Source organism: Verrucomicrobiia bacterium, assembly GCA_019694135.1.
Lineage (GTDB): Bacteria > Verrucomicrobiota > Verrucomicrobiia > JADLBR01 > JAIBCM01 > JAIBCM01.
Window position 1 is genome coordinate 13596 of record JAIBCM010000006.1, and the last position, 13937, is coordinate 27532.

At 41.3% G+C, this 13937-nt stretch carries 16 protein-coding genes; 5 read left to right on the top strand and 11 right to left on the bottom strand.

Annotated elements, in window-relative coordinates:
* Positions 1-2 precede the first annotated feature (2 nt).
* Together pstC and K1X66_08780 are read right to left on the bottom strand one after the other, a co-directional pair.
* Positions 3-1553, bottom strand: a complete 1551-nt coding sequence (gene pstC, locus K1X66_08775; GenBank protein ID MBX7158462.1) for a phosphate ABC transporter permease subunit PstC — start codon at positions 1551-1553, stop codon at positions 3-5.
* Positions 1554-1670: 117 nt separating this feature from the next.
* Entirely contained in the window at positions 1671-2480 is an 810-nt protein-coding gene (locus K1X66_08780) for a phosphate ABC transporter substrate-binding protein (GenBank protein ID MBX7158463.1), read from the bottom strand.
* Between the two features lie 84 nt (positions 2481-2564).
* On the opposite strand from K1X66_08780, the gene K1X66_08785 reads away from it, so the two are divergent.
* The gene (locus tag K1X66_08785; protein ID MBX7158464.1) at positions 2565-2903 is read left to right on the top strand and encodes a hypothetical protein; all 339 of its coding nucleotides are present in this window, start codon (positions 2565-2567) and stop codon (positions 2901-2903) included.
* A gap of 327 nt (positions 2904-3230) precedes the next feature.
* Here K1X66_08785 and K1X66_08790 read toward each other — a convergent pair whose 3' ends face one another.
* Genes K1X66_08790 through K1X66_08800 form a run of 3 tightly spaced genes read right to left on the bottom strand, consistent with a single transcriptional unit; the run spans position 3231 to position 5258 of the window.
* Positions 3231-3779, bottom strand: a complete 549-nt coding sequence (locus tag K1X66_08790) for a phosphopantothenoylcysteine decarboxylase (protein ID MBX7158465.1) — start codon at positions 3777-3779, stop codon at positions 3231-3233.
* Positions 3780-3783: 4 nt separating this feature from the next.
* Positions 3784-4392 carry a guanylate kinase gene (gene gmk, locus K1X66_08795; GenBank protein MBX7158466.1) on the bottom strand — a complete coding sequence of 203 codons (609 nt, stop codon included), beginning with the start codon at positions 4390-4392 and terminating at the stop codon, positions 3784-3786.
* Complete coding sequence (locus K1X66_08800; GenBank protein MBX7158467.1) at positions 4389-5258, bottom strand: YicC family protein; 870 nt, start codon at positions 5256-5258, stop codon at positions 4389-4391. The genes gmk and K1X66_08800 overlap by 4 nt, the downstream gene beginning before the upstream one ends.
* Positions 5259-5406: 148 nt before the next feature.
* Here K1X66_08800 and K1X66_08805 point away from each other — a divergent pair, with 148 nt between their 5' ends.
* On the top strand, positions 5407-5805 hold the full coding sequence (locus tag K1X66_08805) for an acetolactate synthase (GenBank protein MBX7158468.1): 399 nt from the start codon (positions 5407-5409) through the stop codon (positions 5803-5805).
* 6 nt (positions 5806-5811) lie between these two features.
* Positions 5812-6504 carry a lycopene cyclase domain-containing protein gene (locus tag K1X66_08810; protein MBX7158469.1) on the top strand — a complete coding sequence of 231 codons (693 nt, stop codon included), beginning with the start codon at positions 5812-5814 and terminating at the stop codon, positions 6502-6504.
* On the opposite strand, the gene K1X66_08815 is transcribed toward K1X66_08810, so the two are convergent.
* On the bottom strand, positions 6490-7305 hold the full coding sequence (locus K1X66_08815; GenBank protein ID MBX7158470.1) for a hypothetical protein: 816 nt from the start codon (positions 7303-7305) through the stop codon (positions 6490-6492). The genes K1X66_08810 and K1X66_08815 overlap by 15 nt on opposite strands.
* A 4-nt stretch (positions 7306-7309) precedes the next feature.
* Positions 7310-9040 carry an N-acetylmuramoyl-L-alanine amidase gene (locus K1X66_08820; protein MBX7158471.1) on the bottom strand — a complete coding sequence of 577 codons (1731 nt, stop codon included), beginning with the start codon at positions 9038-9040 and terminating at the stop codon, positions 7310-7312.
* An 86-nt stretch (positions 9041-9126) separates the two neighbouring features.
* Between K1X66_08820 and xseA the strand changes: the two genes are divergently transcribed.
* Positions 9127-10407: an exodeoxyribonuclease VII large subunit gene (gene xseA / locus K1X66_08825; GenBank protein MBX7158472.1), complete on the top strand. Its 1281-nt coding sequence runs from the start codon at positions 9127-9129 to the stop codon at positions 10405-10407.
* Positions 10408-10432: 25 nt separating this feature from the next.
* Positions 10433-10756 (top strand): exodeoxyribonuclease VII small subunit, encoded by a 324-nt coding sequence (gene xseB / locus K1X66_08830; GenBank protein ID MBX7158473.1) that lies wholly within the window; start codon positions 10433-10435, stop codon positions 10754-10756.
* On the opposite strand, the gene K1X66_08835 is transcribed toward xseB, so the two are convergent.
* From K1X66_08835 to K1X66_08850, 4 genes are all read right to left on the bottom strand, one after another.
* A complete protein-coding gene (locus K1X66_08835) occupies positions 10751-11779 on the bottom strand; it encodes a LacI family transcriptional regulator (GenBank protein ID MBX7158474.1) in 1029 nt (342 codons plus the stop codon). The genes xseB and K1X66_08835 overlap by 6 nt on opposite strands.
* Positions 11780-11793: 14 nt before the next feature.
* Positions 11794-12252, bottom strand: coding sequence for a PTS sugar transporter subunit IIA (locus K1X66_08840; protein MBX7158475.1), 459 nt, complete (start codon positions 12250-12252; stop codon positions 11794-11796).
* Between the two features lie 61 nt (positions 12253-12313).
* The gene (locus K1X66_08845; protein MBX7158476.1) at positions 12314-13186 is read right to left on the bottom strand and encodes an NAD(+)/NADH kinase; all 873 of its coding nucleotides are present in this window, start codon (positions 13184-13186) and stop codon (positions 12314-12316) included.
* Entirely contained in the window at positions 13162-13902 is a 741-nt protein-coding gene (locus tag K1X66_08850; protein MBX7158477.1) for a TlyA family RNA methyltransferase, read from the bottom strand. Before K1X66_08850 ends, K1X66_08845 begins: the two co-directional genes overlap by 25 nt.
* Between the last annotated feature and the right edge of the window lie 35 nt (positions 13903-13937).

A 13937-nucleotide genomic window follows, 5' to 3' on the forward strand; every position in this document is an offset into this window, starting at 1 on the left:
TTTTATCCAATTGAAATCTTGAACCGTTTTACCAACGATTGCGCAAAATAATTGACCGTTAGAGAAATCAAAAATAGTAAAATGCCCACCATGAATAAGGCTCGATAATGTAAACTCCCCCGCACTACTTCACCCATTTCTTGCGCAATGATACCCGTCATCGTATGGGCTGGTTGGAAAAAAACACCTAAACCCTGAGTAAAATCCGGAATCGCGATGCGATTACCCGCCACTAACAAAACAACCATGGTTTCTCCTATGACTCGACCAAAACCTAACAAAACAGCCGCCATGATGCCCGATAAAGCAGCAGGCACCATAATTTTTAGAATTGTCTGGAGCGAGTTAGCACCCAACGCAAAAGAAGCTTCCTTAAAAATGCGCGGCACATTATTCAAAGCATCCTCTGCCAAGGTAAAAATAGTGGGCACTGCCATAAACCCCAACAAACAACCCGCTGTAAAAATATTCAAACGATTGTGAACAGGGAAAAACGGCACCCACGATAAAAACTCTTGTTGCGTCAACCACCGAATACCCTCCCCTAAAACAACAATTCCAAAAAACCCAAGAACAACCGAAGGAATCGTCGCGATAAATTCAATGCAAGGTTTGATCCATTTTTGTTCGGTTTTAGAAGCGATTTGACTAACATAAATCGCAGCTCCGATTCCCAAAGGCACGGCTAAAGCCAAAGCAACCGAAGCGATCAAAAAAGATCCCGTTAGCAACGGCAAAATACCATAAAAATCGTTCCAAAAACTTTGCGTGATCCATTCCTTACCCAAAAGGAACCCCGCCAGCGCACGAATCCACGGAACCGGCTCAAAAGCGTTCCATTCCTCTAATTGTTTTTCGCGATGAGGCATCTGACTCAAGTATCGTGTTACCGATTCGCGAAATTCATCCCATTGCTCATTAGCTTTGGACGATGTCCAATGAGGCGCTTGATTGATGAGTCGATTGATTTCATCAGAAATAACTCGATTAATTTGATGATAACGCGGCAGCGTGTCCTTTAAAAAATTAGCATTTTTTTGAAAATCAAAAGTCTCAATCCTTATTTGTTCCTCTTCCTGAAATTTCCCAGATTGCAACAAAGCCTCTTTGCGCTCTTTTTTATCTTGCGCCACTCGATAACGATCTCTGAGATCGACTGCGACCTTTTCCCATTCCATTTCCAAATCAATTAAAGGAACAATAATTTTCCGAAACTGAGCCAAATAATTTTTGAAGGCAATTTTTTGTTGTGAAGTCACTGTAGGAGTCGCGTTTTGTCGTTCAGCCTTTTCCACTTGGAACAACAATCTCGATAAGGCTTTGTGAGCTTCGACTTGTTGCCGCATAACTTCGACAAACTCCAAGCCCGATTTTCGATAAAGCTGCAACTCTTTTTGATACTGAGGAAAAAATCCCATGCCTTCACGAAATAAAAAAATAGTAATTAAGCCTAAAACCAAAATAGCAACCAAGGCATTACCCTGAAAAAAAAGACGAATCAAATCGTCACCGCTCCATCCCCAAACCCGAAATCGACGCGAAGCCGTCAACATAGTTTTTAGCGTGGCAACTCGCTTAGTCGTTAGAGGCTGACGCGGTGTGGAGTTCACGCCGTTTGATTTAAAGCTCTTTCAATAACTTGGCGACTCAAAAATAACTTTTTTAGAAAATTATTGAATGGGAATAAATCCGACTTCGTTGACGATTTTTTGCCCCTCAGCGCTTAACACAAAATCAATAAATTTCTTAATTTCGCCTTTAGGTTTTCCATCAGTATAAAAAAATAAAGGTCGCGCATAAGGATAAGTCTTAGCACGCGCCGATTCTGCATTAGGCAACACTCCGTCGATCGATAAAATTTTAAGCCCTAGCGCCTCCACATAAGCCAATCCCACATAGCCAATACCCATTTTATTTTTTGCGACTTCAGCCACAATTTGTTCATTGCCTGCCATTTTCTGACTGCTCAAAGCGTAATCGCGTTTATGCATCGCCATTTTTTTCCAATCTTGAAACGTGCCCGAAGCCGTATTGCGCGTGTAAACAGAAATAACGCCATCTTCATCATTCACCTCTCCCCAATCCACCACGTCTCCAGTAAAAATAGATTCCACTTCAGCTTGATTCAAATTAGAAACAGGATTGGCTTCATTGACCACTACGGCAATAGCGTCATAAGCCACAGTAGTAGATTCAAAGTTAACATTTTTCGTTAGCGCTTCCGAAATTTCTGTGCTTTGAACGGGACGACTCGACATTCCAATGTCCGCGGTTTTATTCATAATCGCTGCAATTCCCGTTGTCGAACCTTCTGCTGCAATTTCAAATTTAATGGAATGATTCACTCGCTGATAAGCTTCCGCCCACATTGGCACCAATTTAGCTCCCAACGTATCAGACCCTTTTAACACCAATTTTTGTGCTAAACCTAAATGACTGAAACATAAACTTATTATTAATAAACCCACCTTTTTCATCATTTTTTCTTTTCCAATGGGAAAACTTGTTGTGCATCTCATCATCGTGTAGATTAATGAATTCAACACATAAACAAAACATTAAAAATGAATACCCTGACCTTTAGCACTCTTTTTTATGTAGCCGGCTTTATTGCCGCTCAAGTAAGTTCTATGATCTGCTTCAAATATGTCTCAGAAAGCTCAGGAAGAGCCGCTTTAAAACTTTTTTTATTAGGCAATATGATAGGATTTTTTTGCACGATTTTTTTGCCACTCGCACTAAAAAATCAAAATCCCAACCTAATTTATGCACTCTGCCTGGGCGGTGGATTTTGTTTGCTACAACTCTCTTCTTACTACTTTTTCAGTGTTCCTCTCTCCAACCCTCAATGGCTTGGCATTTTTTGCGTTGGACTAGGAATGATTTTACTTCAAATCAAATAATCTCCCTCCAAAAAACAATCAACATATGCCAGCAATAAAAAAAGGAGAGCGATATTAGCTCTCCTTTTTTACGATAAAAAAAACTTATCTTTTTTTCTTCTTAGAAGTTGTTTTTTTTGCTGCTTTCTTGGCAGGCTTTTTCTTTGCGGGTTTTTTAGCTGCCGCTTTTTTCTTCTTAGTTGCCATTACGAGACACCCCCCTTCGGCGCTCTATGGCGCTAGTCGCGAGACTATTTTGTCTGCTCATTGATAGTAGAATAGTTTGGAAATGGTAAAAACGTCAACGATAATTTTTAAAAACTCAAAAAAATTTTGTTAAAAAAATTTTTATTTTTCTTTCAACACGTTTATTTTTTTCCGAATCGCATCCACAATTCCATCCACATTCCACAATCTTCCGATCCCTTCATATCCACACGCCAACATTCCTTTTTCTGGTCCGATAAATTCAACATCACGTTTTTGTAAATCTGCAACATGCATCTGTGTCGTGGAATGCAGCCACATCTTTCCATTCATTGCGGGCGCCATCAAAATTGGCGCACGCGTTGCTAACAAAATAGAAGTTAATGCATCGGGAGCTAAACCCAAAGACGCTTGAGCAATGAAATTTGCAGTCGCTGGCGCCACGACCACCAAATCCGCTCGATCCGCCAAAGCGATATGCGTGGGATGATCCGCTGATTCCTCCGACAATCGCACAGTAACAGGTTGATGGGTTAAAGTTTGCAAAACTAACGGTGTCACAAAATGCGTTGCTTCTTGTGTTAAAACCGCATGAACTTCGTGTCCCTCCTTAGTTAAAGCGCTAGCAATGTCTGCTGCGCGATACGCAGCAATCGAACCCGTGACTCCCAAAAGAATGGTTTTTTTCATAAGACTAACACAAAATCAATCGCTTACTTTTATAGCGTTCCGCTCGAATAATAGATCGAAACTTTTGCAAATCCTCCTCCATCGTTTCACTTAAAATAGTGTAGTGATACTCCTGCCAAAATCCAATTTCTTCTTTAGCCGCATTCAATCGATATGAAATTTGTTCCTCCGTTTCAGTTCCGCGCTTTCGCAAACGTCGCTCTAACTCTTCCAAAGTCGGTGGCATAATAAAAATGTCCACCAGCGCTTCTTGAATCCAAGGCTCAAGCGATTCACGAATCTGGCGCGCGCCTGTTACATCAATATCCAACAATAAATCCGTTCCTTCACGCACTGCCTTTTCGGTGTTAACCTTCAAAGTTCCATATTGATGCCCATGCACCCACGCTGTTTCCAAAAAAGCGCCATCACTTTTACGTTGTTCAAACTCTTCCTGACTTAAAAACCAATAATCCAAACCATTTTCTTCACCCGACCTCGCAGGCCGGGTCGTGCAAGAAACCGAATATTGAAAATCTGGCGTTTGCTTAAGATTAGCACAAATCGTGCTTTTTCCCGCGCCCGAAGGCGCCGAAACCACAAATAAAATGCCGCGTCGCTTAAAATGATTCATTCCACATTTTGCACTTGTTCGCGCAATTTTTCTATCTCCATTTTCAACTCCATTACTTCATGCGCAATTTTCACATCATTAGCTTTTGCGCCCATCGTATTTACCTCCCGAAAAATTTCTTGCAGCAAAAATTCCAGTTTTCTACCCACCTCACCCTCTTTTTTAATCGTCTCCTCGAATTGTTGCAAATGACTTTCCAAACGCGTAAGTTCTTCTGAAATATCACAACGCTCAGCAAAAAATAATAGCTCTTTTCTAAAAACTTCATCTTCCCAAGCCACTGCAACATTCGCCTGTCGCAACCGTTCTTTTAATCGTTCTCCATATTTTTTAGCAATCCAAGGCGCTTGAATTTGAATTTTTTTCTTAAGCGATCGTATTCGACGAGTTCGATGCAAAAAATCTTTTTTTAAATGGTCGCCCTCTACTTTTCGCATTTGACTCCATTCTTTCAAGGCTTTCTTAACAACAAACTCGAATTGACATTTGACCTTTTCATCATTACCAAGCAACTGATTATTCAACACCCCCGGAGCCGCCAAAACTTCCTGTAAAGTAATTTCATTCTTAAGCTTCAACTCTTTAATCAGCTGCCGAAAAATTCGCTCATAATGACGCGCCACGGCTACATCCACTTTTCCGTTTACCCATTCAGAAGGCGCCTCCAACTCCACCGTCACTTGAACCCGTCCGCGCCTGGCAAATTCTGCAACCCACTCTCTTACCTGCCGCTCCAACATGGCCCATTCCCTTGGCAATCCCACAATCGTCTCCAACTGTTTTCGATTCACAGAGCTGATTTCCACCTTCACCCACGCCGAGCCATATTTCATCTTGGCCTTGCCAAATCCTGTCATGCTTATCATAGCTTTCCTTTTCTTTTATGAAACCTTGTCCAAGAAAACCAGAGAAATAATCGCTCGATTTTTTATTAATCCTGACTAATCTTTAGATGTGCCGTCTCCCGTAAAAGAAAAAATTCGTGGCGAAAAAGTTATCCAATTTTCCGTTTTTATGGAAAATAAGGTCGGTCGACTATTGGATATTGTCCGGCTTTTGGATCAATCCGCCATTCATGTCGTAGCTATTTCAATTATCGACACCGCCGATTGCGCTATCGACCGCTTTGTCACCGATGACCCCGACAAAACTCGACAAGTTCTCGAAAAAGAAAAATTGGCCTTTATCGAAACTAATCTCGTCATCGTTGAAATGAATGGCGCTACAGAAATGAAAAAAGTTTTAACCGCCCTCCTTCAAGCCGAATGCAACATCCATTTCACCTATTCTCTCATGATCCAACCTCATGGCAAACCGTGTCTCGCACTCCATGTCGAAGATGAAGAATGTGCCGCCTCAGTCCTTAAAGCTAACGGATTCAAAATCCTGACCCAACGCGACATTTCTCGTTAAACATTTGTGACCTATCGAAGGTTTCATCTCTATTTTAACTTACCGCTACTTATTATCCTGTCGCTGCTCGCACAACCTCATTGGAATTGGCATGACTCCCTTGTTACCGCCGGTCTTTGTTTGATTGTTCTAATCTTTACGACTCCCTGGGATAATTGGGCAGTCAAACGAAATCTTTGGAATTTTCCTAAAGAAAAAATCCTCTTCCGCATTTTTTACTGTCCCATTGAAGAATACCTTTTTTTCCTTACACAAACCATTCAAGCTTGTTTATTAACCGATATTTTTCGCTCTTACTTTTTTAACAAAACTATTTCACTGCCAGCGCCCAATTTTCGATTAGCTAGCGCCTTGGCTTTGGTTTGGGTTGTCTTTTTCTTGTTGAGCAAAAAAAATTCACGTCCTCTTTCGATCACTTATCTTTGGCATCTTCTCTTTTGGATGTTGCCAGTCATTCTTTTTCAATGGACCTTGGGCGGCTTTTGGATTCAACAATTTCCGCTCGTTCTCACAACTACTCTATCCCTAGGAACGTTACTATGGAGTTTCGACCTCGTTGCTATTCATCAAGGCATCTGGTTTTTTGATGAAAAACAAACGCTTAACCTCAAACTTTTTCGCCTACTTCCATTAGAAGAATTTCTATTCTTCTATCTCACCACTCTTATGGTCGTTCAAGGATTTTTACTTTTTATTTAATGACCTATTTAAATCATTGGTGTTTATCACTAAATAGGTCCAAAATGTTTTTTCTTCTTGCTGCAAATCATCATACCTCACTTTAATTAAGTCTTTTCTAATCTCTTCAATTTCAAAAACCGGAGGCAATCCAGAGTTTTTTGTTTCAATTTTTATTAATTTTTTATTCTTGGTATCGAAAAGATAAAGCAACGTTTGTTTAACATTATCCTCTTCAGCTAAAGCCGAAGTCTCTTCAGTAACATATCTCTCAGCAAGCGGTTTCCACACTCCCGTTTCTCCCAATAAATGATCATCGTCCAACCAAAACCATACGAAAGCCACTTTTTCTGTTTCTCGTTCGTCTATTGAAGACACAGAGGGCAAGTTTAACAATTTTAAAGAGTTTGAATCGTTGACTGATAATACTTCATATTGAGCATCACCCCAATCAATCAAAACTTTATTCTCACTTGGACTAGCATCCATTCCATAAACGCTTTTTCCTTCCGGCGCTTTCCAAATGATCTTGCCCTTTTCACCAAGAATACAACCTTGATGAGGCATTAATCGCAATCGATTAATTTTATTTTCCTGAGATAATTTCGATGAAGGTATTTCAGAAACAAGTTTGAGAGCAAATCTTGTTTTACTTTCGTCAAACTCTTTTCCTTTTGCTTTCGGTGCGACGCTCGCAGATTGTCCAGTTTCCTTTGAATTGGATAATCCATCTGTTAATAAATTTAGTGATCTATTTTTTTCCCAAATCAAAAATCCCACTAGCCCCAAAATGACCAGGAAAACAATAATAAATCGTTTCACAAATTTATGGTTTTCGAGTTACACGAGAAGTCTTTTTTTGGGCATTTTGTTGAGGACTTTGCCTGGGTTGTTTGAGATCCTCAAAAATCGCACCCGCCATTCTATTGACAATATCCTTCCGAACCTCTTGATGATCTTTGCCGGTGTTTAATAATTCATCGACTTCTTTGACATCAATAAATTCCATTTCCATATAAGCGGATCGGGTAGGGTGATAATCTTGGGTGTTACCGAGGTAAGGATCACTTATGGTGCCAAAATTGGCTGTTTTAATGCCACGATCCACAGCATTTTTATCATGGCTTTTAATAGCGCCATAAGCTGCATTTTGAACTCTTTGAGCAAACTCTCGATCTTCTTTCGTATTCACATTGTTTGAACCCCTGATATAAGTCTCGGTTCCTCGTGCTTCTTTTTCTCCAGGCTTTTCAGGATAACCATTAAAATGAATAGTTAGCATATTGTCTGCCCCCATATCACGCGCAACATTCGCTCTGGCCCTTAATGATAAATTCACATCACTATCTCGTGTTAAATAAACACGAATAGGCAAATTTTGTTCTTGGCCCATAACTTTTAAGCGATCACGCAACATACGCGAAATATCTAATGTCATTTCTTTTTCCTTAACTCCACTAGGACTCACGGCGTGATTTCCATCAGACCCTCCAACCTTAATATTATCTACACCTCCATGCCCTGGATCAATCACCACAACCGCAGGAACAATAAAGTTAGCCGCCTCCTGCGGAACAGGAATCCCTTCCACCTGCACTTTCACTTGAGCCTTATTAAAGGCAATTGGAGGCAAGTTAGTTCTAACCGCGGTCAATCCGTTATCATCAATGAATGTTTCTGCTGCGGTTTGAGAAATGCGTTGAAATCCTGATGCGCCCAAATCTTTAGAGCTTTCAAAATAATCTTTATGATTCGGACTCTCTTTCAAATCGCCTTGAAGAATAGGTTGAGCGCCTCCATCCACCTCAACCAAAGGAAATGGCTGAATGGTCCACGTCACTTTTTTCCCTGCCAAACTTTTATCAAACTGCATTTGCATTTCGCGATGCGCGACTCGATCATGTGCAGGATTCTCTTCCGTCATTAAATTATTAAAAGGAGGTTGTTGAGGCTGGGTAGAAACCAATTTCCCATTTTCATCTGGAACTGCGGGTGAGACTTGATACAGCTTGGCCGTAGGAATACAAACTACTGCTGACTCTATTTTTTGTTCACCATTTTTATTTTCGACTATAATGGTTTCCCCCAACGCTACTTCATGTTTTAAAACGGGATTAAAGATTTCAAAAAAATCAGGTGAATCAAAAATGCCTTTTTCCTTTGGATTAATCAAAAGTTGAGGTTTTGAAACAAATCTTCCTGGACTCGTTTCATAAAGAATAATCCCTTCTAAAGCTCGATCTTTTCCATCAGGACTCACAGCAAAAAGCGTTAGCGGCACTGATTTTTTACCTGCTTGCGATGCATCATCGAGTTGAATATAAAATTCTTCCTGTAATTTTTTAATGTCTTGAAGATCGGAGTTCTCTAAACTTTCTCTTCTTAACGTGGTAACGGGTCGTTTATTTTCATCCAGAAAAGTTATGCGAGGCTTTGTTTTATTTTTAGTGCTGGCCACCATTTCATCGACAACGGATTGCGCACGAACGGGTTCACCTTGATCCAATACCATCTCCTTTAAACGATCAGCATCTTTCCCGTCAGTTGCATTTCCCATAATTTTTCCCTTTTAAAATAAAATTTATAATGAATGACCTATTTAATGATGGCGATCCCTTTTAACTCCTGTCAAGCTTATGCCCTGTGGCTATCCAAACAAGTAAAACCTGTCTCACTGTTAGTGAGCTCACACGTCAAATCCGTGATTTGCTGGAAGATCGATTGGGTTCCGTTTGGGTAAAAGGCGAAATTTCCAATTTTCGCAGGCAAAATTCCGGTCACTGTTATTTTACTTTAAAAGATGTTTCGGCTCAATTATCCGCAGTTCTTTTCAAAGGCATTGTAAGCACCATTCCTTTTGAACCCAAGGATGGACAACAAGTTGCTCTCTTTGGTGAAATTACCGTTTACGAACTTCAAGGCAAATATCAAATAATCGTTCGTCAAATGATGCCACAAGGCCTTGGCGATTTACAGCAACGCTTTGAAGCGCTTAAAAAGAAGCTTTTGGCTGAAGGCTTATTCAGTGCTGAAAGAAAAAAACTTCTACCACGCTACCCAAGTCGAGTCGCTATTATCACTTCGCCTACTGGAGCCGCGATCCAAGACATGCTCAATATTTTGAAACGACGTGCACCACAGCTTCAGCTCTTTTTATATCCCGTGCGAGTTCAGGGTAATGAATCAGCTCAAGAAATTAGCCAAGCACTTCAACAACTCAGCCGTTGGCATCAAAAAAAGACCCTTTCTTTAGACGCTATCATTCTCGCTCGAGGTGGCGGAAGTTTGGAAGATCTTTGGTCATTTAATGAAGAAATTGTCGCTCGCGCCATCGCAGCCTGCCCAATTCCAACCATTTCAGGCGTGGGCCATGAAGTTGATTTTACCATTGCTGACTTGGTAGCTGACCTTCGCGCCCCTACTCCCAGCGCGGCTGCGGAACTTTTAATTCAAGATCGTCAGGAAATTTTAAAATCCATCACCAAACATCATTTTGTTTTGCAGCGCGCTCTCCAACATCAACTCACCCAACTTCGACTTCATCTCAATCGCTGTGCAAAAAGCACAGTCTTTCGCGATCCCGTTCGCATTATTGCTCTTTTTCAGCAGCGAATAGACGATCTCGCTGAAAAACTTTCTCAAGCCCCTCGCTTAGCTGCTCAACAAAAACGTTATGAACTTCAAACACAAATTTCGGTATTAGAACAATATAGCCCAACTCGCTTAATCCCCATTTTCTTCTCACAACTCAAAGCATTGGCCGCCAAACTCGAACTTCTCAATCCCTTACACACACTGGAACGAGGGTTTGCCTTAATCAAAACTCCGGAAGGAAAACTGGTTCGCTCTTCGCGCCAACTTACTCCAGAAGACTCTTTTCAAGTTCAAATGCGCGATGGCACAATTGATGCTAAAGTAAAATAACCTAAATTCATTCCTCACTCTCATTATGGCCAACAACAAAAAACAAACTAAAGAAAATAAGGAAAAAGAACCGGCTACTTTCGAAGTCGCCATGGAACGATTAGAAAAGATCGTTGAAGAAATGGAAAATGCCGAACTACCTTTAGAAGATATCCTGCAACGGTATGAAGAAGGCACCCATTTAAAAAAATTTTGCGAAGAAAAATTAAAAGAAGCTGAAAAACGCGTTCAACAAATTCAACCCGACACTCAAGACAATCCGGTCGTCACAGAAACAATCACCGAAAAAACAACCCTTATCGAAAGCTTAAGTGTGGAAGAAGAAAAAGACGAAGACCTACTTTTATAAAACTGTTTCCTCTATCTTTTTTACACTCTTTCGTTCCACCAATTGCACTGGTAAAAGTCTCGGTTCCACTGCCATTCCTTGAATCATTTGCAGCAACATGCCAAAACTTAAATGCCCCAATTCTTTTTGCCCTTGATAAATCGTAGTCAGAGGCACTCGATAATATTTTGCTAAGCGCACATCGCCAAATCCTACGACTGAAACTTCTTCTGGAATTTTAATGCCTTGCGACAAAAGAATTTCACAAGCTCCAACCGCCACATAATCGTTTACCGCAAAAATCGAACTAAAAGAAACTTTTTCACTTAAAACCTGCATCATGGCTTTACGCCCTTCCTCAATATCGGAACCGGCTCGAAACACCAAGGAATCTCGATAACCCACTTTCGATTTTTCCAAAGCCTTGCGATATCCCATTAACCGCTCTTCTGTTGAAGAAGCACCCAATGGACCTGCCAAATGCAAAATATCACGATGTCCTTGGGATATTAGATATTCCGTCGCGATCGAGGCCCCCAAACGATCTTGCGCCACAACAAAACCGGTGCGTGGAAATTGCGTGGCATTAGCGGGAAAACGATCCAAAAAAACTACGGGGATATTACGTTGCGTCACCATTTCTAAAAATTCCAATCTTCCGCCCATGCGCAAAGCCGGCGCCAACAAAATACCCTCCACTTGGCGTTCTAACAAAATTCTCAATTCTTTTAATTCCAACGCCAAATTGTCATCGGTCTGGCAAATAAAAATTTGATAACCCACTTCCGAAGCGCTCTTTAAAATCCCAGATAAAATTTGCGAAAAAAACCCTTGATCCAATCGCGGCAACACCACGCCAATGGTGTTAGATTTTCGATTTCTTAGCCCTCGCGCATTACCATTTGGCACATAACCCAACTGTTCCGCAATTTTTCGAATCCTTTCCTTTGTGCCAACACTAATATCGGAAGCATCACGCAGCGCCTTAGAAACAGCCATCACAGAAACCCCTGCTTCAGCTGCCACACTTTTTAAGTTAGTCATAATCAACAAACAAATTAAAGTTTTAACTCAGCTTGTGCCAGAACTTCAATAAATGCCTGTTCATCTGGAGCCATCAATAGCGCCTGACGAATCGTTTCCTGTTTTAATAACCTCGCAATCGTTCCCACTAATCTCAAATAATCTGTGGCCATGCGTTTGGGTGTGCCCACCAAAAAAATGAGTCGAACCGTTTGATTCGAATTCTCAAATAAAACCCCTTCTCGACTTCGACCCACCGCTAACACCATATCCGAAACATGATCCGTGCGTGCATGCGGGAGCGCCGTGTCAGCGCCTAAACATGTGGTTTCAATTCGTTCTCGCGTCAGCAAATCCTGATAAAATTTTTCGAAATCTTTGATCCGTTTATCCGCTCTTAAAAGTTCTGCCACTTCACGAATCGCAGCTGTGCGTTTCGTTTCTGTAACACTCAACTTAATCAAGGATGGCTGAAGCAAAGTTTGAAGTCGCATGACAATGCCTTTACTAGCAAAAAACCGTGGCGACGTCTTCTGAAAATTTACTTACTAACAACTAAGTTACATTCGAACCGCGCCAATCCAATTTGCGTCTTAACACATCAAAAAAACGATAACCACGTGGCATCACCAACTGCAATTTTTCTTTAGCTAAACTAATTTCCGCCTCACAAGAAGAAGTCAAAATCGTTTCTCGATGACCATCCAAAGTTAAACGAAGCGAATCACCACGTTCCGGTTTTACACAAACAACGGATTGATTAGAAAAAATAACTGGTCGATTAGTTAAAGTATGTGGACAAATTGGCGTCAAAATTAAAACTGGCGCATTCGGAGTCACCACAGCACCATTAGCAGAAAGTGAATAGGCCGTGCTACCGGTTGGCGTTGCAATAATAATGCCATCTGCAAAATAATTCGTCACCAAATCCGACCCAATGCGCACACTCAAATGCGCCAATAGCGAACCTTGCTTACGAGCAAAAAGCGCTTCATTCAAAGCTAAGCCAATTTTTTTTCGACGTTGCTTCCCACATTTCACCCATACTTCCAACAATGTTCGCTCATCCAAAAGCCAGTCGCCGCTTAAAAAATCTTTAACTCCTTGTTCCGTGCGTGAACGAGGTGTCGAAGTCAAAAATCCTAAGCTTCCTAAATTAATTCCCAAAACTGGACACTGCTGCTTCGCGACCAATCCCACCAGTGAAAGTAATGTTCCATCTCCGCCCGCAACAATTAACCCTTTCACCTTGCGAACCAAATGCGACAACGGTAATCCTTGTTTTCCTAGAAACGCAGCAGTTTCTTTTTCTAAAAAAATTTCACAACCCCTATTCCGCGCCACATTCTGAATCTCCCGCCCCACTTCACGAGCTTCAGGCCGTTTGATATTCAAAACCAACCCTACTTTATTAATAATCGCGCGCATAATAAAAATTCCTGATTTCCTTCTTTACCCAAAATTGGCGAAGGCACCACTCCTAAAATTTCAAAATTAGTCTCCGCACTGAGCCAATTCGAAATTCTTTTTACAGCTTGTTGACGCAACGATTCCTCACGCACCACGCCACCTTTTCCCACCTCGTCAGCTTTTAATTCAAACTGCGGTTTAATCAAAGCAATCACCAAACCTTCCGGCTTCAATTGTTCGGCAATTCGCGGCCACAATAAAGTCTGAGAAATAAAAGAAACATCCATTACGGCCATGTCAAAAAGATCACCCAATTCACCCGGCGCTAAATGCCTGGCATTTTTTCCCTCCACCACCTTGACTCGCGCATCCTGACGCAATTTCCAATGTAGTTGACCTTGACCCACGTCCAACGCTACAACCTCAGCAGCGCCGTGTTGCAATAAACAATCAGTAAATCCACCCGTAGAAGCGCCAATATCCAAAACTCGCTTTGCCAACACGGGAACAGAAAAATGTTTTAGCGCATGTTCCAGTTTTAAGCCGCCACGACTCACATAGCGTTCGGGAGTTTTAACAATAATCTCTACTTGTGCATCAAATGTTTCACTCGCTTTAAAAACTTTTTTTTGATTTACCATTACCTCACCCGCCATGACCAACGCCTTCGCCTTCTCCCGAGATTCTACCAAACCTCGCTCAACCAAAAGAATATCAATGCGTTGTTTGCTCATGACGAATACAGGACAACCGTCTTGGTTGTCTTTCT